A 25,643-nucleotide genomic window follows, 5' to 3' on the forward strand; every position below is an offset into this window, starting at 1 on the left:
GATTAGCCGCCACCCGTGCGGGAAGGGTGACAACGCAGACTGCAAGGGAAGTTGAAGTTCGCGGTGGGCTGGGGGTGGGATTCCGGTACCCGGAGGGGTCGAATCGTTGCTGTGCGCAAGGCGTGTTCAGCCGTGCGTGATGCTCGGTGATCTGCTCTGGCCGCAGCCCCTTCCGGCATGGCACGATCGGCCACCGGGGGAGACACATCATCAGGGGGCGAACGAATGGCGAAGGCCAAGCGGGCGAGTGACCGGAGTGCGAATGACATGGTGGCTGACGGACCAGTACGTACCGCTCAGAACGGCCGTGCACCACTGACCGTCCAGAACGGCCAGCGACCCAACGGCACCGCACCCAACGCGCCCAACGCCGGCGACCCGGCGCCACAGGCTGTACCGAGCCCCGAGCCGCCCCGTACGTCGGGCTTCGGCACGCCGGTCAAGGTCGACGAGATCGCCCTGGCCGCGATCGCCCTGTCCGAAGGCCTGATCGCGGCAACGCGCGGCCTGCCGGAGTCGGTCGCGTCGCGCCAGCTCCGCCGCGATCTCGATCAGGCGGCCGACACCTTCCGTGCCGTCGCCAGCGAGCTGGAAACCACCGCAGGCAACCTGATCCGGCTGGCCGCGACCGAGGGTGAGACGTGTGGCGTCACCTGGGGGATGTGCGAGGACCACGGCCTGACCCTGATGGCCGTCGGCGAGGTCGTCACCTGTCACGTCCTCGGCTGCTACCGCGAACAGCAGGCAGTCGTCGACCGCTGCACCCAGCCGGTCGCCTACCGGGTGGTCGACGTGGCCGGCCCTGCCCTTCTCACCTGCGCCGGCCACGCCATTGCTTGCCGTCTGCATCTGGATGGCGCGGTCATCATGCTCGCCACCGACAGCCTCGAACTCCTTTAGGGCAACGGACTCACTGGATCCGGCAGGACGTCAACTGGTCGTTGGCGTTCGGGGACAGGATCACGAAGTTGGCCGTGTCCGCGGTCCGCGTCCAGGTCTGTCCGGTGAAGTTGTCCTCGGAGTAGATGGTGACCGACCAGCCGGCCGGGATCTTCACCGACGACGCCCAGTTGTCCTGGACGCCCGCCGCCACCAGCTGCGCGCGGGTGTAGTTGCCCTTGGCAAGCGTCTGGCCGGCCGCGCCGCCGTAGTCGATGTGCTGGTAGAAGATCACGCCACCCGTGCCCTGGCTGGGCACCGGCTGGGTCGGCCGGGTCGCGGTCAGCGGGATCTGTCCCTTGAGCATCCGCCCGCCGTCGTTGGTGAGCCGCAGGTAGTAGTCCGCGGAGCACGCTGTGCCATCCTCGTTCAGCGCGCGAATCCCTGACCCGGTGGGGATCCAGGCCGAGGTCTCCGCCGTCTTGGCGATCTGGTTGCCCTCGTTGTACTCGTCGAACATCGAGATGTAGTAGCCCTGCACGCCGACCCGCGTCAGGTTGTAGAACTGCCGCCACATCAGGTCGCCGTGACGGCGGTGTCCGGACTGCAGATCGCCCGGGATCACGCACGGCTGATAGTCGATTCCGTGCGCGTTGCAGTCGGCCTGGTCCTGCTGGTTCACGTTGTTGTAGTAGTGATCCGCGCCGGCGACGTCCGAGATCCGCCCGACCATCCAGGGCGAGATCATGTTGAATGCGTGGTAGACGTCGAGATAGCCGGCGCGCGAGTCCTCGTTGCCCGGTAGCCAGTGCGTCGGCACGCCGCCGATCACGTAGCAGCCCTGGCCCTTGAACCAGTTGATGACGTCGAGACAGGCCGAAGCAGGGAAGGCCTTGTTGGCCTCGTTGAAGCCGAAGCCCCAGATGCAGACGACCGGCTTGCCGTTCTGTTTCGCGTACGCCGATGAGCTGGTGTACGCCTTCATCTTGTTGGTCCAGTCGGCCTTCATCTCCGGCTGCATGTTCGTCCAGGCGGTGGCGTCGTACATGATGTAGAACTTCCGCCCGTACTGCTCGGCGGCCTGGCGGACCTTGGCGGCCATCGCGTCCCTGGTCGGGCCTTCGTCGCCGGTCGGGTTGAACCGTTGCAGCGCAGCGGTGTCGCAACCGTGCTGCTGCATCCAGAGGAAGTGGGTGTTGACGGTCTGCTGGGTGTACGACGAGAACAGCTTGGCCGGCTGACCGTTGCCGAGGTTCGCGTACGCCGTCTGGAAGCTGGTCGTGTATTCACTCATCTCCGGCCAGCTGGCGATGGTGGTGTTGCTGGGCGACGGCGGCTGGCTGCTGTCCCTGCTCCAGTGCCACCACCTGTTGATCGGGGAACCGTCGCCGGGGCAGGCGAACCAGCCCTGGTAGCCGACGGTGACCTTGCCGACCACGTCACCAGGCGGGCTGGCGACCGGCGTGGCGGTGGTCGCGGAACTGGGCAGAGCGGTGCCGATAGTGGTCCCGGCGGCTGCGGCGGTGGCCGTGGAAGCGGCCAGGAAGGTACGACGTGTCAGAGACATTTGCAGACTCCTGAAGGGGGGCGGACAGGACTGCGGAGAGTGGCGCGAGCGTACAAACGGGCGCTGCGGTGCGCAAGGCCCGATGCAAGATTTGAATCAGAACTTGCAAATCTGCGACGGACACTTCCCGGACTTCCTGCAGAAACTTCGCCGCAACATCTTGACGCGCAGAGCCCCCGTACTTAGTTTGTTGGCTCAACAGACAAAGTCTGTGAGCGGCGTCACAACTGCCGCGGTTTCTCCTGTCGGGGGAGAAGGGGTGGGGCTCATGACGCTGTCCGAAAGCAGCCGACCAGGCAGCGGCGTGGTCGCTGCCGATCACGTCTCGCTCCGGCGGAACAACCTGTCCGTCGTCCTGCGGCACGTCCGCGAAGCGGGATCGCGCTCTCGCGCCCGGATCGCCGCCGACACGGGTCTCAACAAGGCCACCGTGAGCAGCCTGGTCGCCGAGCTCGTCGACCGCGGCCTGCTCCGCGAAGGCCAGGCCGAGGCCGGCGCACTCGGCCGCCCGGGCCAGCTCGTCGAACTCGACGGCAGCGGCGTCTGCGGAGTCGGCGCCGAGATCAACGTCGACTACCTCGCCGTCACTGCCCTCGACCTGAGCGGCGACGCCGTCACCGAACGCCGCGTCCCGCTCGACGTCGCCCACCTCGACCCCGGTACGACGCTGGACCAGCTCGCCGAGCTGATCCGCGAATCGGTGGCAGCAGTCGTGGCCCGGGGTGGCCAGATCGCCGGCGTCACCCTGGCCGTGCCCGGTCTCGTCCAGAGCGCGACGGGTCTGCTCAAGCTCGCCCCGAACCTGGGCTGGGCAGAGGTTCCCGTGGTCGACGAGATGCGCGAGCGCCTCGGCAGCCCGGCGTACCCGGTGCGGGTGGACAACGAGGCCAACCTCGCCGCGCTGGCGGCGTACTCGGAGATGAAGGCGGCCACGGAGCCGGACGCCGACCAGGTGCAGGACATCGTGTTGCTGACCGGTGCTGTGGGCGTCGGTGGCGGCATGGTCACCGGCGGGCATCTGCTCCGCGGCGGGCGCGGGTTCAGCGGCGAGGTCGGGCACATGCCGGTCGCTCCCGCCGGTGGGACCTGTGGCTGTGGCCGGACGGGTTGCTGGGAGACGGTCGTCGGCCTGACCGCTTTGTTGAACAAGGCAACTGATTCTGACGACCCGGTCCGCGACCCGTCGCTCGACGTCGAGCAGCGGCTGGCCGAGATCACCCGGCGGGCCGAGGCCGGGAGCACCAGGACGCTGAACGCGTTGGCAGAGGTCGGTACCTGGCTGGGAGTCGGTGGAGCGATCTTGGTGAACATCCTGAACCCGGACGTACTCGTGCTCGGCGGTTACTTCGCCGTCCTCGGGCCGTGGCTGAAAGAACCGCTGGAGAGAGCGATCTCCGAGCGGGTGATCGCGCCCGACGGCGGTGGCTGCCGGGTCGTCCAGTCCGAGCTCGGCTTCACCGCCGCTGTCCGGGGCGGCGCGCAGATCTCGCTGGACCAGGTCTTCCTCGATCCGACACTCGTCGGTCGCGACGCAGCAGGAGTAGCGCAATGACCGAGTACGACGTACCCGCCGCCGGCGACGATCTGCTCCGGATGACCGGCATCGTCAAAGAGTTCCCCGGTGTCCGGGCGCTCGACGGCGTCGACCTCGACATCCGCCGCGGCGAGGTGCACTGCCTGCTCGGCCAGAACGGCGCCGGCAAGTCGACCCTGATCCGCGTTCTCACCGGTGCGCACAAACCCGACGCCGGCACGATCCACGTCAACGGCAGCCTGGTCTCGCTGAACACCCCGGCCGACTCGATGCAGCTCGGCATCGCGGCCATCTACCAGGAACTCGACCTCGTCCCCGACCTGACCGTTGCCGAGAACATCTTCCTCGGCCACGAACCGGCCCGGTTCGGGCTGACCCGCCGGCACGAGGCGAACACGAAAGCGCGCGAGCTGCTGCAAGGTCTCGGCCACGGCGAGATCCCGGCCGGCCGTACCGTCGGCCTGCTGTCGGCGGCCGGTCAGCAGGTGGTCAGCATGGCAAGAGCGCTCTCCCGGCAGGCCCGGCTGATCGTGATGGACGAGCCGTCCGCGGTGCTCGACTCCGAAGAGGTCGACAACCTGTTCCGGGTGATCCGCGACCTCACCTCGCAGGGCGTCGCGATCGTCTACATCTCGCACCGGCTCGAGGAGATCCGCGAGATCGGCGATCGGGTCACCGTGCTGAAGGACGGCGCCACCGTCGCGACCGGCCTGGACGCCCGGGAGACCCCGACCTCCGAGCTGATCCGGCTGATGACCGGCCGCTCGATCGAGTATGTCTTCCCGCCGCGCGCCGAGCTCGCGGACACCGCTCCGGTCGTTCTCGAGGTGGAGAACCTGTCCCGGCCGAGAGAGTTCGCCGACATCCACTTCTCGGTCCGCGCCGGCGAGATCCTCGGCCTCGCCGGGCTCGTCGGGTCGGGCCGCTCCGAAGTACTGGAGACCGTGTACGGCGCGCGCAAGGCGGCGACCGGGGTTGTCCGGGTGGACGGCAAGGTACTGAGGGCCGGTCAGGTCCAGCAAGCCGTCAAGGCGGGTGTCGGCCTGGCGCCGGAGGAGCGCAAGAGTCAGGCGCTGCTGCTGGACGAGGCCGTGTTCAAGAACATCACCGTGTCGAGCCTGGGCCGCTTCGCCAGCGCCGGATTCCTCAACAGCCACGCCGAACGGCAGGCCGCCGAGGAGTTGACCAAGGCGCTGGACGTTCGTCCGGCCGGAGTGGACCATCCCGTCCGCAACCTGTCGGGCGGCAACCAGCAGAAGGTCGTCCTGGCCCGCTGGCTGATGAGGGACTGCCGGGTACTGCTGCTGGACGAGCCGACCCGGGGTGTGGACGTGGGAGCGCGCTCCGAGATCTACGCGCTCGTTCGCAAACTGGCCGCCAACGGGGTCGCGATCGTGCTGGTCTCCAGCGAGGTCGAGGAAGTGCTCGGTCTGGCCGACCGGGTCGTGGTGATGCGGGAGGGGCGGGCCGTGCACACGGGCCCCGCGCAGGACATCGACGAACACCAGGTTCTCGATCTGGTGATGGAAGGAAGTGCCGTGTGATGAGTGAGGAAGTCGCACGACCGGAGGGAACCTTGCAGGACGACCCGGTCCAGCCCGCAATAACTCAGGCGATGGTCGAGGTCGATCCGACGGCGCCGCGCAACGGCCGGGCAGCGGCAGCGGCCGGTACTACGATCGGCAACCTGCTCAAGAGCGGGGCCGGGCGCAACGTCGGGCTGGTGATCGCGCTGGTACTGCTCTGCATCGTCGGCGTCGCGACCGCGGGGGACCGGTTCGCGAGTACCGCCAACCTGCTCACGATCCTGCGGCTGGCCGCGGTGATCGGCGTGGTCAGCATCGGGATGACGTTCGTGATCACCGGTGGCGGCATCGACCTGTCCGTCGGCGCGCTGGTCGCACTGTCGAGCGTCTGGGCCACCACACTGGCGACCCAGCAGATGGCCGCCGATTTCCACTGGATCTTCATGGTCACCACCGCCCTCCTGGTCGGCGCGGCGTGTGGCCTGGTCAACGGGTTACTGGTCGCCTACGGCAAGATAGTTCCGTTCATAGCCACCCTCGCGATGCTCGCCGGAGCGCGCGGGCTGGCCGAGATCCTGTCCGACCGCAAGACCCAGATCATCAGCGTGAACTCGTTCGTCGACTTCTTCGGCGGTTCGCTGATCGGCGTCCCGGTGCTGGTCTGGATGTTCGTGCTGGTCGCCGCGGCCGGCTGGGTGCTGCTCAACCGGACCACCTTCGGCCGTCGCACCTTCGCGGTCGGCGGCAACGCCGAGGCGGCCCGGCTGGCCGGGATCAAGGTCCAGCGGCACACCGTCGCCCTGTACGTCCTGGGCGGGCTGTGCTGTGGCATCGCCGCGGTGATGCTGATGGCCCGGACAACGACCGGTAGCGCCACCCATGGTCAGCTCTACGAACTCGACGCGATCGCGGCGGTGGTGATCGGCGGCACGCTGCTGTCCGGTGGCCGCGGCACGATCGTCGGCACCGTGTTCGGCGTACTGATCTTCACCACCCTGAACAACGTCTTCACCCTGAACAACCTGAGCATCTCCGCCCAGTCGGTGGCGAAGGGCCTGATCATCGTGATCGCCGTCCTCCTCCAGCAACGCCTGGCCGCCCGCGCCACCGCGCCCTAACTGTCAGCACCACAACCCCTGTTGAAGCACCATCTTTTGGAGGACAAGATGTCTGTACGTTCCGCCCGACTACTGCTCACCACCGGTCTGGTCGGGCTCAGCGCGATGGCGTTGGTCGCCTGCACCGGCAACACCCCCGAGGCCGAGAAGACCACGGACACCGGCACCCAGCAGGTCGCCGCCAAGGGCAACGACGAGCCCGGCAAGAAGGTCAAGATCGGCTTCTCCGCACCGGCCGCCGACCACGGCTGGATGGGTGCGATCACCAAGGCCACCCAGGCCGAGGCGAAGAAGTATTCCGACGTCGAACTGGTCGTTGCTGAAGGCACCAACGATGTGAACCTGCAGATCAGCCAGGTCGAGACCTTCATCAACGACAAGGTCGACGCGATCGTGCTGCTGCCGTTCGACGGCGCCGCGCTGACCGCGGTGGCGACCAAGGCGATGCAGGCCGGGATCACCGTGGTGAACGTGGACCGCGAGTTCGGCAGCACCTTCGCGGCCCGGACCACCGTGCTCGGCGACAACAAGGGGATGGGCGTCTCGGCCGGCACCTATATCTGCCAGCAGCTCAAGGGCAAGAAGGACGCCGTCGTCGCCGAGATCGCCGGCATCGACTCGCTGCCGCTCACCCAGGCGCGCAGTACCGGCTTCAAGGAGGCGCTGGCCGACTGTGGGGTGAAGGTGAGCAACCGCGTCGCGGCCGAGTTCACCGTCGAGTCCGGGGAGAAGGCAGCCGCCAACCTGTTGCAGGCGGCACCGAAGATCGACGCGATCTGGAACCACGACGACGACCAGGGGGTCGGCGTGATGGCCGCGATCAAGAACTCCGGCCGCAAGGAGTTCTTCGTCGTCGGTGGCGCCGGTTCGGCGAACGTGATGCGCGAGATCAAGGCCGACAACACGCTGGTGAAGGCCACTGTCATCTACCCGTCCACCCAGGGTGCGGACGGCGTCCGGCTGGCCCGGCTGCTGGTCCAGAAGAAGGCCCTCGGCGACCTGGTGGAGGTCGAGGTGCCGCGCACGATCCAGCTGTACGCCCCGGTCGTCACCAAGGACAACGTCGACCAGTACCTGCCGACCGCCTTTGAAAGCTGACAGAGCGAAAGCTGACAGGAGTACACCGAGAATGACGAACCTGGGCATCGGCCTGGTCGGTTACGCCTTCATGGGTGCCGCCCACTCACAGGCTTGGCGCAGCGCGCCGCGCTTCTTCGACCTGCCACTGCAGCCGGACATGACCGTCGTCTGTGGCCGGAACGCGGAAGCCGTCACCAAGGCTGCGGCCAAACTCGGCTGGAGCCAGACGGAGACCGACTGGCGCAAACTGCTCACCCGCGACGACGTACAGCTGATCGACATCTGTACGCCGGGGGACAGCCACGCCGAGATCGCGATCGCCGCGCTGCAGGCGGGCAAGCACGTGCTCTGTGAGAAGCCGCTGGCCAACACCGTCGCGGAGGCCGAGCAGATGGCTGCCGCGGCGGCCGTGGCGGCGGCCAACGGGATCAGGTCGATGGTCGGGTTCACCTACCGCCGCGTGCCGGCCATCGGGCTGGCCCGGCAATTGGTTGCCGAGGGCAAGATCGGCATCATCCGGCACGTCCGGGCGCAGTACCTGCAGGACTGGATCGCCGACCCCGAGGCGCCGCTGTCGTGGCGGCTCGACAAGGAGAAGGCCGGTTCGGGCGCGCTCGGTGACATCGGCGCGCACATCGTCGACCTGACGCAGTACATCACCGGCGACCGGATCACCGAGGTGAGCGGGCAGCTGGAGACCTTCGTCAAGGAACGGCCGGTCGCTCAAGAACATGCCGGCCTGGCCGGGAGCGCAGGCACCGAGCGCGGTCCGGTCACGGTCGACGACGCCGCCATCTTCCTGGCCCGCTTCAAGGAAGGCGCGCTCGGCGTCTTCGAGGCGACCAGGTTCGCGACCGGTCGCAAGAACGCGATCCGGCTCGAGATCAACGGCAGCAAAGGCAGTCTGGCCTTCGACTTCGAGGACCTGAACGAACTGCACTTCTACGACGCGACCGAGCCGGCCGAGACGGCCGGCTTCCGCCGGATCCTCGTCACCGAGGCCGTGCACCCGTACGTCGCGGCCTGGTGGCCGCCGGGTCACCTGCTCGGCTACGAGCACGGCTTCACCCACCAAGTGGTCGATCTGATCACCGCGATCGCCGACGGCACGGACCCCGCGCCCTCGTTCGCGGACGGCCTGCAGGTCCAGCGCGTGCTGGCCGCGGTCGAGGACAGCTCGGCCTCCCGACAATGGCAGGAGATCCCCTCATGACCTCATATACCCCGACCAAGGACGACAAGTTCTCCTTCGGGCTCTGGACCGTCGGCTGGGAAGGCGTCGACGTCTTCGGTACCGCCGTCCGCGCGCCGCTCGACCCGGTACTCGCGGTCGAGAAGCTCGCCGAGCTGGGCGCGGCCGCCGTGTCCTTCCACGACGACGACCTGGTGCCCGACGACAGCACCCGTCAGCAGGTGCTCGAGCGCTTCGGCAAGGCACTGGCCGACAACGACATGGTCGTCGAGATGGCGACCACGAACCTGTTCAGCCACCCGGTCTTCAAGGACGGCGGACTCACCGCCAACGACCGCGACGTACGCCGGTACGCGCTGGCCAAGGTGCTCCGCAACGTGGACCTCGCGGCCGAGCTGGGCGCGAAGACCTACGTGCTGTGGGGTGGCCGCGAAGGCGCCGAGTCGGGCGGCTCCAAGGATGTGCATGCTGCCCTCGACCGGTACAAGGAGTCGATGGACCTGCTGACGACGTACGTCCAGGAGCAGGGCTACGACATGCGGTTCGCGATCGAGCCGAAGCCGAACGAGCCGCGCGGCGACATCCTGCTGCCGAGTATCGGGCATGCGATTGCCTTCATCAACGATCTCGAGCACCCCGAGCTGGTCGGCATCAACCCCGAGGTGGGGCACGAGCAGATGGCCGGGCTCAACTACGCGCACGGCATCGCGCAGGCGCTCTGGCACGGCAAGCTCTACCACATCGACCTCAACGGACAGCACGGTCCGCGGTTCGACCAGGACCTGCGTTTCGGCGCCGGCAACCTGCGCGAGGCGTTCTGGACGGTCGATGTGCTGCAGGGGTCGTCCGGCGGCCCGGGGTACGACGGCTACGTGCACTTCGACTACAAGCCGCCGCGCACCGAGGACCTCGAAGGTGTCTGGGAGACCGCGCGCGGCTGTATGCGCAACTACCTGATCCTGCGGGAGAAGGTGCAGGCGTTCCGCGCCGACCCCGAAGTACAGGAAGCCGTCGCGGCAGCCCGCATTGCCGAGCTCGCCCAGCCGACGCTCGGCGCCGGCGAGACGCTCGACGAGTTGCGCAAGGCAACGTATGACCCCGACGCGCTGGCTCAGCGTGGCCTCGGGTTCGAGCGGCTCGACCAGCTCGCGATGGACCATCTGCTCGGCGTCCGCCAGCAGTAGCTGAACTTCGCAGTACCAGGGCCGAAAAATCCAGGGACCCGCCCTGGAACTCGTATGGAGCGCGCACCTTATCCGACCCATGAGGAGCACCCCCATGATCCAGCTACGCAGGCTCGGGACACTAATGCTAGCCCTGATCGCCGCGCTGGCGATCCCGTTGTCGGCGACCACCGCCCAGGCCCATCCGGGGCACGGCGACGACACCTTCAACGCGTTGATCTTCAGCAAGACGGCCGGCTTCCGGCACGACTCGATCCCGGCCGGGATCCAGGCGATCAAGGAGCTTGCCACCGAGAACAACTTCACCGTCACCGCGACCGAGGACGCGGCGATGTTCAACGACACCGAGCTGGCGAAGTACGAGGTCGTCATCTGGCTGTCCACGACGGGTGACGTTCTCAACGCGGACCAGCAGGCCGCCTTCGAGCGGTACATCCGCAACGGCGGTGGCTATGCCGGCGTGCACGCGGCGTCGGACACGGAGTACGACTGGCCCTGGTACGGCAAGCTCGTCGGCAGCTACTTCGACAGCCACCCGGCCGGTACGCCGAACGCGACGGTGAAGGTGGAGGACCACGCGCACCCGTCGACCGCCGACGCGCCGACCCTCTGGCCGCGGACGGACGAGTGGTACAACTACCGGACCAACCCGCGTGGCGCTGTGCACGTGCTCGCGTCGCTCGACGAGACGTCGTACACCGGCGGCAACATGGGCGCCGAGCACCCGATCGTGTGGTGCCAGGACTATGACGGCGGCCGCTCCTGGTACACCGGGATGGGGCACACGATCGAGTCGTACGCCGACCCGATCTTCCGCAAGGAGCTGCTCGGCGGGATCAAGACCGCGGCGGGCGTCGAGCCGGCCGACTGTGGCGCGTCGCTGAGCGAGAGCTACGAGAAGGTCACGCTGGACGACGACACCGCGAACCCGATGGAGCTGTCGATCGCCAAGGACGGCCGGGTCTTCTACATCGACCGCAACGGCGCGGTGAAGATCATCAAGACTGACGGCACGGTGGTGACCGCCGGCACCCTCAGCGTCTATACCGGTCAGGAGTTCGGGCTGCTCGGCATCGCACTCGACCCGGCCTTCGACCAGAACGGCTTCATCTATCTGTACAACTCACCGGCCGGCAGTGGGTCCTTCGACCAGGTCTCGCGCTACAAGGTCACCGGGGACACGCTCGACATGGCGAGTGCCATACAGGTACTCCAGATAGACACTCAACGCAATGAGTGTTGCCATGCGGGTGGAGCACTCGAGTTCGATGGCGACGGCAACCTTTATGTCGCCACTGGTGACAACAGCAACCCGTTCGACTCCGACGGCTACTCGCCGCTGGACGAGCGCGCCGGCCGCGCCGCCTGGGACTCCCAGCGCAGCGCTGCCAACAGCAACAACCTGAACGGCAAGGTGCTGAAGATCCACCCCGAGGCCGACGGCACGTACACGGTCCCCGCGGGCAACATGTTCCCGGCCGGAACGGCGAAGACGCGGCCGGAGATCTTCGCGATGGGTTTCCGGAACCCGTTCCGGATCGGCATCGACCCGACCACCAACCACCTGTTCGTCGCCGACTACGGTCCGGATGCCGGCCAGGTCTCGCCGACCCGCGGCCCGGACGGCCGGGTCGAGTGGAACATCCTCGACAAGCCCGGCTTCTACGGCTGGCCGTACTGCGTCGGCAACAACACGCCGTACAACGACTTCGACTTCGCCACCAGTACTTCCGGGGCGACCTTCAACTGCGCGGCACCGGTCAACAGCTCGCCGAACAACACCGGTATCAACCAGTTGCCGGCGGCGATTCCGGCCACGCTGTGGATGGGCAAGTCGACGAGCGGTGTGCCCGAGATCGGTGGCAGCGGTGCGCCGATGACCAGTGGCGCGTACAAGTTCGACCCGGACAGCGACTCGGATCGCAAGTGGCCCAAGTACTTCGACGGCAAGGCCGTGTTCGCCGACTGGAACGACAGCCGGCTGTTCTCGGTCCAGCTGAAGGACGACCGGGCCGGCGTCGCGGACGTCTCGCGGATGCTGCAGAAGCTGAACTTCATCCGCCCGCACGCGCTGCAGTTCGGACCGGACGGCGCGCTTTACGTGATCGAGTGGGGAAGCGGGTTCGGTGGCAACAACGCCGACTCGGGGATCTACCGGATCGACTACGTACAAGGGAATCGGGCGCCGCTGGCCCAGTTCACGACGGACAAGACATCCGGGCCGGTACCACTGACGGTCGCCTTCGACTCGACCGGCTCGCGTGATCCGGATGGTCAGCAGGTCACCTTCGCCTGGGACTTCGACGGCAACGGGACGACGGACAGTACCGAGGCCAAGCCCTCGTACACCTACACGGCCGCCGGGGTGTTCAGCGCCCGGTTGACCGTGACGGACAGCGATGGCCGGACGGCGGTCTCCAACAAGACGATCACCGCCGGCAACACCGCGCCGACGATCACCGTGGAAGGCCCGGCCGACGGTGGGTTCTTCGACTTCGGCGACACGATCAAGTACAAGGTCACCGTCACCGACCCCGAGGACGGCACGGTCGACTGCAACGACGTGATCACGCAGCCCGCGCTCGGCCATGACGAGCACGCGCACCCGTACGAGCAGTACCACGGCTGCACCGGGACCTTCCCGTTGCCGGGTGACGACGGCCACGTCGGCGCGAACATCTTCGGCATCGTGACGGTCACCTACACCGACAAGGGCGCCCCGGGCTCGGGCCGGATCACCACGCAGAAGGTGGTCCAGCTCCAGCCGAAGACGCGCGAGGCGGAGTACTTCAACGAGACCGGCGGCCCGGGCGCGACGCCCGGCGTACAGGTCGAGGACACCGGTGACGTCGCCGGTGGTGGCAAGAACATCGGGTTCATCGAAGACGGCGACTGGTGGGGCTGGAAGCCGACGAACCTGACCGGGATCAACCAGCTCCAGTTGCGCGCCGCCTCGCCTGAGACGGGTGCGACGGTGCAGGTGCGCCAAGGTTCGCCGACCGACGGACCGATCGTTGCCACCATCAACGTCACGCCGACAGGTGCTTGGCAGACCTACGGCAACTTCACCGCGGACGTGTCCGGCGCTTCGCTGACCAGCGGACCGCTGTACTTCGTCAAGACGACCGGGCAGCTCAATGTCAACTGGGTGAAGTTCATCGGCAAGGGCGTGACGGAGAACCAGCGCCCGAACGTGGCGATCACCGCGACACCGCTGCAGGGCAAGGCGCCGTTGAAGGTCGACTTCACCGCGACGGCGACCGACCCCGAAGGCGATCTGCCGCTGTCCTACGAGTGGAGCTTCGGTGACGGCGCCACCGCCACCGGCGCCACGGTCAGCCACACCTACACGACCGCCGGCACTCACGACGCGACCGTCACAGTGACGGACGCGAAGGGTGCAGCCGGTACGTCGCATGTGCAGGTGAAGGTGGATGCGTCAGCTCCGCCGACCTGCCTGACTGGTCGCTCGGACGGCTTCGAGGGCACGACTCTCGACACCGGCCGCTGGAACTCGATTGTCAGAGGCAACCAGGAGCTTGCCGTCAGCAACGGCAACCTCACGCTGCCGTTGACGGCGACCGACATCTACGGCACGGGCAACACCGGTACGCCGAACATCGTGCTCCAGCCGCTCCCGGCCGGGGCATGGCAGGCGACGGCGAAGCTGACGTTGCCAGCTCGGCTGGCGTATCAGCAGGCTGGGTTGATCGTCTACGGAGACGACGACAACTACGCGAAGATGGTGATCCAGGGGCGCTCGACGGGTGCCGCCTCGGCCAACGACCGGATCTTCCAGTTCATCCGCGAAGAGGCCGGTACGCCGAACGAGGTGGCTGCGTCCAACACGGCCAACCTGGGCGCGGCGTACCCGGACACCGTCTGGGTCCGCTTCACCAGCAACGGCCAGAACCTGCGGGCGTCGTACAGCGCTGACGGCGCGACGTTCGTGGAGATGTCGGAGACCAAGCAGCTGGCCGGGATCAGCAACCCGAAGATCGGGCTGTTCGGGCTGGCCAACCGCACCGAGGCGCTGCCGATCACGGCGCAGTTCGACTACTTCACCATCACGCCGGACGACACCGCCGAGGCACCCACCCCGGACGACCAGTTCGACGGTACTTCGCTGGACGCCTGCCGCTGGTCGGCGAGCGTGCGGCCGGACGCCGCGGCGTACCGGGTGACCGGTGGTGGCCTCGAGATCGACACGAGCAAGGGCGACATCTACCAGGGCACGGCCACGAACCCGAAGAACCTGCTGCTGCAGCCGGCTCCCGACGGTGACTGGACGATCGAGACCAAGGTGGACGGGTCTGCGTTCAACGAGGCGTACCAGCAGGGCGGTCTGATGGTCTACGGCGACGACGCGAACTACGTGAAGCTCGACTTCATCACCACGAACGCCTCCGGCGGCACGGTGACCCGAGGGATCGAGCTGCGCAGCGAGGTCAACAACGTGGTCCTCGATCCTCAGCCGAACGCATCGCCGGCACCCACCCAAGGTGTCTGGTACCTGCGACTTGCGAAGACCGGTACGACGTACACGGGCTCGTACAGCGCGGACGGGTTGGCGTGGACGGCGCTACCGGCCGTCACCAACACCGCGTTGAGCTCGGCGAGCTTCGGGATCTATGCCTTCGGTGTCGACCAGGTCGCGTCGAAGACGGCGAAGTTCGACTACTTCAAGCTGATCAAGGACACGGTGGCGCCGCAGGTGAACCTGTCGGTCAACCCATCGGCGCCCTCCGGCACGAACGGCTGGTGGAACGACGCGGTCGTCGCGACGGCGATGGCGACCGACAACCAGCCGGGTCAGCTGTACATCGAGCAGAAGGTCGATGGCGGCGACTGGGCCGAGTACACCCACGCGGTCAGCCTCACGGCGGATGGCACCCACACCGTCCAGGTGCGGGCCAGCGACACCGCGGGCAATGTGTCCGAGGTGAAGTCGGCGACGGTCAAGATCGACAAGACCGCACCGGCCGCCACGGTGACCGGTCTGACAGCCGGTGGTGACCTCGGGGTGGCGAGTCTGGCAACGGTCGCGGCGACTGCTACGGACGCGCTCTCCGGACTGGCCGGCGTCACGCTCACCATCGACGGGAAAGCCTTCCCGGCGACCGGCAAACTCGATGGCATGGTGCTCGGTCTGGGTGCGCACGAGGTGATCGCCCGGGCATCGGACAAGGCCGGCAACACCTCGGTGACGAAGGTGCCGTTCACCGTCATCGCGACGTACGCCGAGGCCATCGAGGTGGTCAAGCGCTACCGGGACGTCCGGACGCTGCCTCTGGATCCCACCGTGGTGATGAAGGTGCAGCTCCGCGCGGCCGAGCGCGAGCACGGCAAGGGTCGTCTGGCGGCGGCACGTACCGCGATGGACGTGTACCTGGCCGAGGCGGCCAAGGTCACCGACGTACCGGCGCGGACGCTGCTCACAGCTGTGGGCCAGGACCTCAGAGCGAGGATCTGACCCGATGATCGTCGCCGTGCGAGACCGCACCCTGTCCGACGCGGAGAGGCGGACAGGAGCTGTCGTGACCCGAGGTGGTTCGGCCCCGCCCCGGGAAACGAGAGAGCGGTTTCGCGCGGTCGACGGGGGACCGGCCAGTCCGGTCCCGGTCCCCGGCGCCGTGACCAGCGCTCCGGCCACGGCGCCGTGGGACACCCCTTTGTTCTCTGGAAAAGGAGTAGATGGAGATGGCACGACCGATCACCTTGTTCACCGGCCAGTGGGCCGATCTGCCGTTCGAGGAGGTGGCCCGGCTCGCGTCCGACTGGGGCTACGAAGGACTCGAGATCGCCTGCTGGGGTGATCACCTCGACGTCCGCAAGGCCGCGGAGGACGACGGGTACGTCCGCAACCGGCTGGACATCCTGGAGAAGTACAACCTGAAGGTCTGGACGATCTCCAACCACCTGCTCGGCCAGGCGATCTGCGACGACCCGATCGACCAGCGGCACCAGGCGATCCTGCCCGCGCACATCTGGGGCGACGGTGACCCCGAGGGCGTGCGGCAGCGGGCGGCCGAGGAGATGGCCACCACCGCGCGCGCCGCTCGCCGGCTGGGCGTCGACGTGGTGGTCGGCTTCACCGGATCGTCGATCTGGAAGACCGTCGCCATGTTCCCGCCGGTACCGCAGTCGATGGTCGACGCCGGGTACCGGGACTTCGCGGACCGGTGGAACCCGATCCTGGACGTCTTCGACGAGGTGGGCGTGCGGTTCGCGCACGAGGTGCACCCGTCGGAGATCGCCTACGACTACTGGTCGACGACGGCGACGCTGGAGGCGATCGGGCACCGCGCGGCGTTCGGGCTGAACTGGGACCCGAGCCACTTCGTCTGGCAGGACCTCGACCCGGTCGGCTTCCTGTGGGACTTCAAGGACCGGATCTACCACGTCGACTGCAAGGACGCGAAACGCCAGGTCGGCAACGGCCGCAACGGCCGGATGGGCTCCCACCTGGCCTGGGGCGACCCGCGCCGCGGCTGGGACTTCGTCTCCACCGGCCACGGTGACGTCCCCTGGGAAGCATGCTTCCGAATGCTCAACACGATCGGCTACACCGGCCCGATCTCGGTCGAATGGGAAGACGCCGGCATGGACCGCCTGGTCGGCGCCCCCGAAGCTCTCCAGTTCATCAAGTCCCTAGCCTTCGACCCGCCGACCGCATCCTTCGACGCCGCCTTCTCCTCATAGCGGCAAGTCCCTGCGGTGCTGGTCCCTTTCCCCGGTTCCAGCACCGCAGGGGGTTCTTCGGTTAGATGGTTGGAATGGTCGGTCGGCCAGGGAGGCGGTAGTTGTCGCCCAGGATCTGACCGCGGTTGGGCTTGTAGAGGTCGAAGCCCTTGCCGTTGCACTGCAGGCCACCGTTGATGCAGTGGCTCACCAGGGCAGCCAGTGTGGGCGGGTCCCACGCGTTGAAGAAGTCGTAGTGCCAGGTGTAGCCACGACCGCTGGCGAACCTGGTCCCCGCCATGTCACCACTGGCCTCGAACGAGATCTTGAACTCGAGCATCGGTACGGCGACGGGGTGGTCACCCGGGCAGACGTAGTTGACCGGGTAGGCCATGTGGCTCTTGTGGTCGGGGGAGTCCAGGTTCACGCCGTCCCAGCAGCTCGGGGCCTGGTAGCGGACGTTGACCTGGGTGCCAGGCGTGCAGTACGCCGGGATGTCCCAGCTCTTGGAGATGTCCCCGCACTCGAAGCCCTCGACCGCGCCGGGGGCGGTGCGGAACTGGTCGAGCGTCGCGCTCGGGCTGCCGACCACGAACTTGATGCCGGCCGGGAACGGACGGACGTCCTGGTACCGCAGGATGCCCGACTTGTAGTAGATGGTCTGGCGCCAGGTCTGCGGAACCGGGTCGTTGTTGCGGAACATCGTCGGCCACCAGTACGCCGACAGGTCGTCGGGGTTCTGGCAGGTCGTCGCGCCCGGGCCGGCCGCGTTGAGGCTGTTGAGGGTGGTGGCGGCGTTCGTCGTGGGGTTGCCGACGAAGCTGTGCTCGTGCGACGCACCCGGCATGTTCGGGAACACGATCGGGTCGTTGGTGGCGCGGTGGTGCAGGTTGCAGTTGACCTGGAACTCGTGGTGCGTGACGAGCTCGTCGGCCTGCGCCGAGGAGCCGGTCACGACGGCGAGTGCCGAGGCGACGATGACGGCGGCGATGCCGCCTGCGGACAGGGCTTTGTTCCTTCTCTTGAACACGGATCTCCTCCTGGTCGGGGGATTCCGCGGGGGCGGTAGCCATGCTGTTGCAACTACGGGGCAACCCGCGGTGGACGTCGCGGGAGAGCGCTCTCTGAAACAGCCTGTTCCGGGGCGCTTCAACTGTCAAGTGCTTGTTGGTTCCGGAACCGGCTGAGCGTGACGAGCCGTTGACAAGCAGGTAACACGGCCGCAACTATCAGAGCGCGAGAGAGCGCTCTCTGCCCTTCTTGCTCGCACCGCCCCGCCCCGCTCTCGCACCCCAGCGAAGGAGTACCCGATGGACTTCGCGACCCGTCGCGTCCGTCTGCAGCCCGCCCGGCGCAGATATCGCGGCCGATCGGCGATCGCCGCCGCCGTCGCAGCAGCCGTTGTGCTGCTCGGCAATGTCGTACTACTGGCTCAACCCGCGCAAGCGGCCACCCTGCTGTCCCAAGGGCGCCCGGTGACGGCCTCGTCATCGGAAGGCGCCAGTACTGCGCCCGCTGCCGCCGTGGACGGCGACCTGAACACCCGATGGTCCAGCCTGTGGCAGGACAACCAGTGGCTCCAGATCGACCTCGGCGCGACCTCCACGGTCGAGCAGGTCGTCCTGCGCTGGGAGGCGGCCTACGCCAAGGAGTACCGGATCGAGGTCTCCGCCAACGGCCAGACCTGGACCCCGATCTACACCACGGTCGCCGGCCCCGGCGGCAACGAGACTCTCAACGTGAACGGCACCGGCCGCTACGTCCGGATGTTCGGCGTCAAGCGGGCCAACGGCTACGGCATGTCCCTGTACGAGTTCCAGGTGCTCGGTACCGGCGGTGACACCGGCCCGCCGCAAGGCACTGGCACCGTTCGTGTCGCCGGCAGCCAAGGGAACTGGCAGCTGCTCGTCAACAACGCGCCATGGCAGGTCAAGGGCCTCACGTGGGGGCCGCCGGCAACGGAAGGCGCCCAGCGGCTGCCCGGGCTGAAGGCGATCGGCGTCAACACCGTCCGTACGTGGGGCACCGACGCCAGCTCCAAGCCGCTGTTCGACGCCGCGGCCGCCAATGGCATGCGCGTGATCGCCGGTTTCTGGCTCCAACCTGGTGGTGGGCCTGGCAGCGGCGGTTGCGTCAACTACGTGACCGATGGGACGTACAAGGCGAACATGCTCGCCGAGATCCGTCGCTGGACCACGGAGTACAAGGACAACCAGGGCGTGCTGATGTGGAACGTCGGCAACGAGTCCGTGCTCGGCATGCAGAACTGCTACTCCGGTAATGAGCTGGAGAACCAGCGGATCGCGTACGCGCGGTTCGTGAACGAGGCGACCGTGGCGATCCACGCGATCGACGCCAACCACCCGGTCACCTCGACCGACGCGTGGACAGGCGCCTGGCCGTATTACAAGCAGTACACGCCCGCCCTCGACCTGCTCGCGGTCAACTCGTACGGGAACGTGTGCCAGGTGAAGCAGGACTGGATCAACGGTGGCTACAACAAGCCGTACATCCTGACCGAGGCCGGACCCGCTGGTGAGTGGGAGGTGCCGAACGACGTCAACGGCGTACCGACCGAGCCGACTGACCTCCAGAAGCGCGACGGCTACCTGCAGGCCTGGAACTGCATCATCGGGCACACAGGGGTCGCACTGGGCGCCACCTTGTTCCACTACGGCGTCGAGGACGACTTCGGCGCGGTGTGGTTCAACCTGACACCCGCTGGCTTGAAGCGGCCTTCGTACTACGCCGTCCGGCAGGCCTTCGGCGGCGCCGGTGGCGGCAACACTGCTCCTCTGATCACCAGCATGACGCTGAGCCGTACCACCGACGTCCCGGCCGGTGGCACGATCACCGTCAACGTCAACGTGTCCGACCCTGATGGGGACGCGCTGACGCACGAGTTCAGGGTCGGCGGCAAGTACATCGACGGCTCCGGCGCACTCGTCGGTACGCCGTCCAGCGGGAACGGTCCGTTCACCGTGACCGTGCCCGAGCGGCTCGGGGTGTGGAAGCTGTACGACTACGTCCGCGACGGCAAGGGCAACGTCGGGATCGAGACCAAGTCCTTCCGGGTGGTGGCGCCGCCACAGCAGGGCGCCAACATCGCTCGCGGCAAGCCGGCGACGGCCTCGTCGTACCAGCAGGTCGGCAACGGAGCGCCGTACCCGCCGTCGAACGTGACGGACGGGAACAACACGACCCGGTGGGCGAGCGACTGGGCGGATCCGCAGTGGGTGCAGGTGGATCTCGGCTCGGTGCAGTCGTTCGACCGGATCCAGCTGATCTGGGAGGGGGCGTTCGCCCGGCAGTACCGGATCGAGGCCTCTGACGACGGCAACAACTGGCGGCCGGTCTTCAGTACCACGGACGGCAACGGTGACGTCGACACCGTGGCTTCCGGTGGCACTGGCCGGTACGTCCGGCTGACCGGCACCCAGCGTGGTACCGGCTTCGGCTACTCGCTCTACGAGTTCGGCATCTACCGCAACTGACAACGCCCGGGTACGGCGGCTCGTGGGCAGCGGGCCGCCGTACCCGCAACTCCGCGCCTGTGGATGAATGATCGAGGGGGAGAGCTTGACGCAGCTACGATCCGGTGCCATGAACAGCAATCGGCCGCCGACCCTGGAGGACGTCGCGAAGGCGGCGGGCGTCTCCCGTGCCACCGCGTCGCGGGTGATCAACGGCGTGCTGACCGTCGACCCCAGGATGCAGTCGAAGGTCGAGGCGGCGGTGCGGTCGACCGGGTACATCCCGAACACCGTGGCCCGGTCGCTCGTCACCCGCAAGGCGGGCGCGATCGCACTGGTGATCTCGGGCTCGGACGGCTCCGCGGAGCAGGTGCTGGGGGACCCGTTCTTCGGTCGGATCACGTCCGGCGTCATCAAGAGCCTGCTGCCGCAGAAGGTGCACCCGACGCTGGTACTGGCTGACTCCGAGGCCGCGCGGGCGGATGCGGTGAGCTATGTCCGCCAGGGCAAGGCGGATGGGGCGCTGCTCGTCTCCACCCATTCCGATGACACGCTGCCCGGTCTGTTCGTCGCTGCGGGGATCCCGGCCGTGCTGTTTGCGCGCCCAGGCCAGGACATCCCGATCAGCTACGTCGACCTCGCCCACGAACGCGGCGCCGCACTAGCCGCCGACCGCCTGGTCTCCCGCGGCTGCCGCCGAGTCGTCACCATCGCCGGCCCCAGCGACGTACCAGCAGCCCAAGACCGCCTGACCGGCTTCCGCCACGCGATGGCAAGACACGGCCAGGCCTACATCCCCGTTGCCAAGGGCAACTTCACCCGCGAGAGCGGCGAACAAGCGATGACCGAGCTGCTGGCAGCCCACCCCGACCTCGACGGAGTCTTCGCCGCCAACGACCTGATGGCCGCAGGCGCCCTCAAGGTCCTCCAATCCCACCACCGCACCGTCCCCGACGAGGTAGCAGTAGTCGGCTTCGACGACAGCGGACCAGCCCACTCGACCCGCCCCCAACTAACCACAGTCGCCCAGCCAGTAGAAGAAATGGCCGCCGAAATGGCCCGAATCCTCCTGGCCCACATCGAAGACCCCACCCTCCCCCCCACCTCAGTAATCTTCGACCCCCACCTGGTCCCCCGAGAATCAGCCTGACTCCAACCCCACGCGCCTAGTCATCCACCGATCATTCCGTGCGCAGGCTCACCGTAGAAAGTCCCGTACTGCGTTCAGCCAGGCGGTTGGCTGGTCGATGTGGGTCATGTGGCCCGCCTCGTCGAGGACGACGGCTTCGGCGGTGGGGATGAGGGTGGCGGCTTCGGTTGCCAGATGTGCTGGGAAGGTCATGTCTTGGCGGCCGTGGAGTAGGAGGATCGGCACGGCGCTGGTGGTGAAGCGCTCTAGGGCGTCTGGGTAGCGGGGGGACGGGAGGATGCCGGCCAGGTAGGGGGCGTCCCAGTCGTTGGTGAAGTGGATCTTGTTGATGCGGGTCAGGTAGTCGGGGAGGGAATCGGCGCGCCAGACGTTCGCGCGGGCACCGGTGATGGCGTTGTGGCGGTTGCGTTCTGGGCCTTCGAGGTCGGTGGGGGTTTCCTCGGCCTGGCGGGCGGTGCGTTCGGGCCAGTTGCCGAAGGCATCGGGTGCTACGGGCGGGATGCTGCTGGAGGCGACGATCAAGCGGCGGACCCGGTTGGTGCGCAGAGCCAGGCGTTGCGCGATCAGGCCGCCGTACGAGAAGCCCAGTACGTCCGCCTGCTCGACCTCCAGGTGATCAAGCAGGCCGACGAGGTCGTCGATGACGAGGTCTGGGGTGTAGCGATCGGCCGGGAGTCCACCGGTCGAGCGGCCGCAGCCGCGGAGGTCTGGGAAGACGAGGCGGTGGGCGGGCGCTAGTTGGATCAGAGGCTCGCGGAGGTAAGTGTGATCCCAGCAAGGTCCGCCGTGGATGACCAGCAACGTGTTGTCGGCCGGGCCGGGGGAGTGGGCAACGAAGAGCTCGACTTCGGGGGATACCTGGATGCGTTCTTCGATCACCTAGGCGATTCTTTCATGTCATGAGGTCGGCGGATTGGGCTTGTAGGAAAGGGATGTTGACTTGGTGGGACCACCGGTTGACCTCGGTGGCGAGGGCGATCGACGCCGCTGGGTTGCCTTCGTCTCGAGCCAGCATTGCGAGGAGCGTCTGCTGGGCCAAGGCGCCCAGGAGATGCCCGATCTTCTGGCGTAGTTCGGTAGAGCGCTCCCAGTGGAGGCGCGCCAAGGCGAGGTCGCCGGCGGTGTGGGCATGGTCGCCGAGGTGGCGTAGGGCCAAGGAGATGAGGAGGTCGTCGTCGGAGTGTTCGCCGAGATCGAGCGCGGTCTTGTAGGCGGCGAAGGCGTCGGCGGGGCTGTCCAGCAGGTTGTCAGCGATCACGCCGGCGTAGAACCAGGCGTGGCCGGAGCGGCTCTCGTCGGGTGCGGACTCGCTGAGCTGGCGAGCTCGCCCAGCCAACTCGGCACCTGAGTCTCGCGCGCCGGTGACGAGCGCGGTGCCGTAGTCCTTCCGGAGTCGGAGGAAGGTGAAATCCCAACCGGTACAGGCATCCGGCGTTTCAGAGAGCGCTTCCGCTAGTACTACGAGCGCTGGGTCGGCGTTGTCGGTTTGCTGGGCGAAATCCTGGTCGACGGCGACCTCGGCCAGGGCGGCGGCGAGAGCGAGGCGTTCGTCCGGCGTGTCCGGCCGGGCGGCCGCGAGGAGTTCGGTGGCGTCGTTCCAGCGGCCCGCTCGCATCAGGGTGAGACCGGACCGGATGAGTGGAGAGAGCGCGATCTGAGTCATGAGCGCGAGGGTATTTCGATGTCGAAAGGTTTGACAACAAAGCTTCAGTCGCTGAATCATTCGCCGGGTGAAGGATTCGATCGATGCGCACGTGGAGTTGTGGAGCCGGGAGTTGCCGGTGATGGATCTGCGGGTCGAGGGGATCGCGACCCGGTTGCAGGTACTGGGGCGCTATCTGGATCGCCGGCGGGACGCAGTACTGGCCGAGCATGGCCTGCAATGGTGGGGTTTCAAGACGCTCCACATGCTGCGCCGGGGCGGGGCGCCGTACCAGTCGACGCCGGGCCGGCTGGCGACTCAACTCGGGTTGTCTCCGGCCGCGATGACGAACCGGCTGGATGCACTCGAGAAGAAGAGGTACGTCGCCCGCCACCACGATCGCGACGACCGGCGCAAGGTCGTCGCCACGCTCACCCACGCCGGCCTGCTGATCTGGGAGCAGGCGCTCGGTGACATCACCAAGGTCGAGGTCGACCTGGTCAACCAGTTGCCGCCGGCCGAGCAGGATCAGCTGACCGTCCTTCTTCGCACCCTCGTCCACTCGACCGAGCAGCAGTGAATGCGGCTCAGCCGCTGGCATCTCACACCTCACATCTCACTGCCGGTCGGCTGGGCGGGTTCCGCGGTGGTCGACGATGAATTTGAAGCCGTGGCGGGTGGTCCATTCGAGGGCGTCGTCGGTTAGGCGGTGTACTTGCCAGCCGCCGTGGGTTTTGACCCGGTGGCTGAATCGCCTTAGCGGGATGAGGTTGTCGGTGTTTGTTTGTTTTGGTGGGCCGTCCGGTCTGAACGGTTCGATGTGGTCGAGGTCGGTGGCGCGGCTGCTTTCGCCGGTGCCGTAGATGAATTGTTCTGCTGGGTAGCGGAGTTTGATGTGTTCGCGGATGCGCTGGGGGATCTCGTAGGAGTCGGCGGAGAGCTTGTCGTGGAGGTCGATGACGGGGCGGATGGTGACGTGGTTGTGGCCGATGAGTTCTTCCAGTCGGGTGACGAGTACGGGGCCGAATCCTTCGACGCGCGCGACGCCTTCACCGGCGAGGAGTGTTTCGTCGGTGATGTGGAGGTAGAGCGTCGTTCCGTTGTTTTGCCGTCGTGTGGTCTGTTTGAGGTTGGCGAGTTTCCCGATGAGTTCCCTGCGTGCCGCGGCGTCGAAGTCGGGCACGTCCGCTGAGGAAGCGACGGAGTCATCGGATCCGGGAGTTTCGCTGTACGCGTCAGGCACGGCGGGAGTTGCCTGCGTGTCGGTGTCGGTGTCGGTGTCGGTGTCGGTGTCGGTGTCGTCGTCCCACGGCCAGCGCACCGCGTGCGAGTCCGCCTGGGTGTCCGTCGGAGCGGGAGAACCAGGAGCAGATGCAGCCTCGGGCGGAGCGTCGGTAGACGCCGCCGCGGATGGACTGTCGGTGGCCGCGGTGGCCGCGGTGGCCGCGGTGGGCATTGCGGCGGCTGGCTCCTCAGGCTCAGTAGGCAGCGCGGGCTCATTGGCAGTCGCGGGAGTTGCAGGCGACAAGGAGCCGGTGCGCGGCGCAGGTCCAGCGGTCGCTTTGGGCTCAGCGGATGGCGTGGGTTCCTTGGGGGACGCAGGTTCAGGCCGGGCAGGGGTATCGCCGGAGGCGGGAGCCGCGGTCGCAGGCCGGGCAGGGGTGCCGGGGGCGGTGGTGGGTTGTGCGGGCTCGGTGGGTGCTTCGGAGTCGATGGGTGGCTCGGGGGCGGAGGGGGTGGTGGTGAGGTGGCGGGCTACTTGGAGGAGTTCGGCGGCTAGGGCGGGGTCGGCGATGATGTCGAGGGCTCGGACTCGGCGTTCGTTCAGGGAGGTGGTATCGCCGAGCGCGGCGAGGGTGTTGGCGATCTGGTTGATGGTGGCTTCGATGCGGATGACGGTGCAGGTGGGGGCTTTGATGAACAAGGTGGTGGTGCCGTGGTCGTCGGTGCGGCCGGCCCAGACTCCGCGTTCGCGGGCCTTCTCCTCCGCCTGGGCGCGGGCGGTGACGGGGTCTGCTTCCCACAGGGCGGCCTTGACGATGTTGTGCAGGCGCAGTGGGCTCAGCGTGTCGACGATGTCTGCGACGCGGCGGTCGACGATGCCGGCGGCTTCTTCGGACAGGTCCCTGCAGGCCGTCGCGATGTTGCAGGCCTTCCACGCGGTGGCGTGCCCCGACAAGACCTGAGCCCAGGTCCTGGGCAGGCGATGACGCAACGCCAGGGCCTGACCCATGTACTTGGCCGCCGAGGTGGTACTGCGGCCGATCATCACCCCGAACTCGGCCACCGCGAACTCGGCAACACTCGGGCAGCCGGTACCGCCGTAGACCCTGCTCTGCTCGCCGCCGGGAACCAATTCGTGGTCGGAGACAGTGGCTGTGCCGGGATGGAGGTCGGCGAAGTGCAGGCCGTGGCGCAGGATCTCGACATCGATCCAGTTGCGCTGGACGTGCAGTTCGCCGACCGAGGAGAGCGTCTCCCGGGCCGTGTACTCACTGACATCAAGTGACTCGAACATGCATTCGATTCTATGTCATATATGAATGCCCGCCAAATCGACTCCGGCTCGAATCACCTTGTGTGCAAGGTGATTGCGTCAGCAACAAACATGAGAAGC

Annotated in this window: 16 protein-coding genes and 1 pseudogene; 12 read left to right on the plus strand and 5 right to left on the minus strand. The window is 67.3% G+C overall.

Annotated elements, in window-relative coordinates; translation table 11 throughout:
- The first annotated feature begins 225 nt into the window (after positions 1–225).
- Positions 226–900 carry a hypothetical protein gene (locus tag G3I17_RS01945; protein WP_164593293.1) on the plus strand — a complete coding sequence of 225 codons (675 nt, stop codon included), beginning with the start codon at positions 226–228 and terminating at the stop codon, positions 898–900.
- A gap of 304 nt (positions 901–1,204) precedes the next feature.
- On the opposite strand, the pseudogene G3I17_RS01950 reads toward G3I17_RS01945, so the two are convergent.
- Positions 1,205–2,446 (minus strand): annotated as a pseudogene (locus tag G3I17_RS01950) (glycoside hydrolase family 71/99-like protein); the annotation flags it as partial.
- A gap of 268 nt (positions 2,447–2,714) precedes the next feature.
- Here G3I17_RS01950 and G3I17_RS01955 point away from each other — a divergent pair.
- From G3I17_RS01955 to G3I17_RS01990, 8 genes are all read left to right on the plus strand, one after another.
- Positions 2,715–3,998, plus strand: coding sequence for an ROK family transcriptional regulator (locus G3I17_RS01955; protein WP_203589607.1), 1,284 nt, complete (start codon positions 2,715–2,717; stop codon positions 3,996–3,998).
- 41 nt (positions 3,999–4,039) lie between these two features.
- Positions 4,040–5,524, plus strand: coding sequence for a sugar ABC transporter ATP-binding protein (locus G3I17_RS01960; protein WP_203589703.1), 1,485 nt, complete (start codon positions 4,040–4,042; stop codon positions 5,522–5,524).
- Positions 5,524–6,624 (plus strand): ABC transporter permease, encoded by a 1,101-nt coding sequence (locus G3I17_RS01965; RefSeq protein ID WP_164593299.1) that lies wholly within the window; start codon positions 5,524–5,526, stop codon positions 6,622–6,624. The genes G3I17_RS01960 and G3I17_RS01965 overlap by 1 nt, the downstream gene beginning before the upstream one ends.
- A gap of 48 nt (positions 6,625–6,672) precedes the next feature.
- The gene (locus tag G3I17_RS01970; protein ID WP_164593301.1) at positions 6,673–7,722 is read left to right on the plus strand and encodes a substrate-binding domain-containing protein; all 1,050 of its coding nucleotides are present in this window, start codon (positions 6,673–6,675) and stop codon (positions 7,720–7,722) included.
- 31 nt (positions 7,723–7,753) lie between these two features.
- A complete protein-coding gene (locus G3I17_RS01975) occupies positions 7,754–8,917 on the plus strand; it encodes a Gfo/Idh/MocA family oxidoreductase (RefSeq protein WP_164593303.1) in 1,164 nt (387 codons plus the stop codon).
- Positions 8,914–10,080, plus strand: coding sequence for a xylose isomerase (gene xylA / locus G3I17_RS01980; RefSeq protein WP_164593305.1), 1,167 nt, complete (start codon positions 8,914–8,916; stop codon positions 10,078–10,080). The genes G3I17_RS01975 and xylA overlap by 4 nt, the downstream gene beginning before the upstream one ends.
- Positions 10,081–10,174: 94 nt before the next feature.
- Positions 10,175–15,553 (plus strand): ThuA domain-containing protein, encoded by a 5,379-nt coding sequence (locus G3I17_RS01985; RefSeq protein WP_164593307.1) that lies wholly within the window; start codon positions 10,175–10,177, stop codon positions 15,551–15,553.
- 227 nt (positions 15,554–15,780) lie between these two features.
- A complete protein-coding gene (locus G3I17_RS01990) occupies positions 15,781–16,782 on the plus strand; it encodes a sugar phosphate isomerase/epimerase family protein (RefSeq protein WP_164593309.1) in 1,002 nt (333 codons plus the stop codon).
- Positions 16,783–16,843: 61 nt separating this feature from the next.
- Here G3I17_RS01990 and G3I17_RS01995 read toward each other — a convergent pair whose 3' ends face one another.
- Positions 16,844–17,791, minus strand: a complete 948-nt coding sequence (locus tag G3I17_RS01995) for a DUF1996 domain-containing protein (RefSeq protein ID WP_164593311.1) — start codon at positions 17,789–17,791, stop codon at positions 16,844–16,846.
- Between the two features lie 280 nt (positions 17,792–18,071).
- Between G3I17_RS01995 and G3I17_RS02000 the strand changes: the two genes are divergently transcribed.
- Both G3I17_RS02000 and G3I17_RS02005 read left to right on the plus strand, forming a co-directional pair.
- Entirely contained in the window at positions 18,072–20,255 is a 2,184-nt protein-coding gene (locus G3I17_RS02000) for a discoidin domain-containing protein (RefSeq protein ID WP_164593313.1), read from the plus strand.
- A gap of 109 nt (positions 20,256–20,364) precedes the next feature.
- Positions 20,365–21,384 carry a LacI family DNA-binding transcriptional regulator gene (locus tag G3I17_RS02005; RefSeq protein WP_164593315.1) on the plus strand — a complete coding sequence of 340 codons (1,020 nt, stop codon included), beginning with the start codon at positions 20,365–20,367 and terminating at the stop codon, positions 21,382–21,384.
- Between the two features lie 48 nt (positions 21,385–21,432).
- Here G3I17_RS02005 and G3I17_RS02010 read toward each other — a convergent pair whose 3' ends face one another.
- A complete protein-coding gene (locus G3I17_RS02010) occupies positions 21,433–22,263 on the minus strand; it encodes an alpha/beta hydrolase (protein WP_164593317.1) in 831 nt (276 codons plus the stop codon).
- 13 nt (positions 22,264–22,276) lie between these two features.
- Entirely contained in the window at positions 22,277–23,047 is a 771-nt protein-coding gene (locus G3I17_RS02015) for a hypothetical protein (RefSeq protein ID WP_164593319.1), read from the minus strand.
- Between the two features lie 67 nt (positions 23,048–23,114).
- Between G3I17_RS02015 and G3I17_RS40320 the strand changes: the two genes are divergently transcribed.
- Positions 23,115–23,606: a MarR family transcriptional regulator gene (locus G3I17_RS40320; RefSeq protein WP_164593321.1), complete on the plus strand. Its 492-nt coding sequence runs from the start codon at positions 23,115–23,117 to the stop codon at positions 23,604–23,606.
- Positions 23,607–23,642: 36 nt separating this feature from the next.
- Here the strand turns inward: G3I17_RS40320 and G3I17_RS02025 are convergent, their stop codons facing one another.
- Positions 23,643–25,544, minus strand: coding sequence for a hypothetical protein (locus G3I17_RS02025; protein ID WP_164593323.1), 1,902 nt, complete (start codon positions 25,542–25,544; stop codon positions 23,643–23,645).
- Positions 25,545–25,643 lie beyond the last annotated feature (99 nt).

The sequence above is a fragment of the Streptomyces sp. SID13031 genome (genome assembly GCF_010548305.1).
Taxonomy (GTDB): domain Bacteria; phylum Actinomycetota; class Actinomycetes; order Propionibacteriales; family Kribbellaceae; genus Kribbella.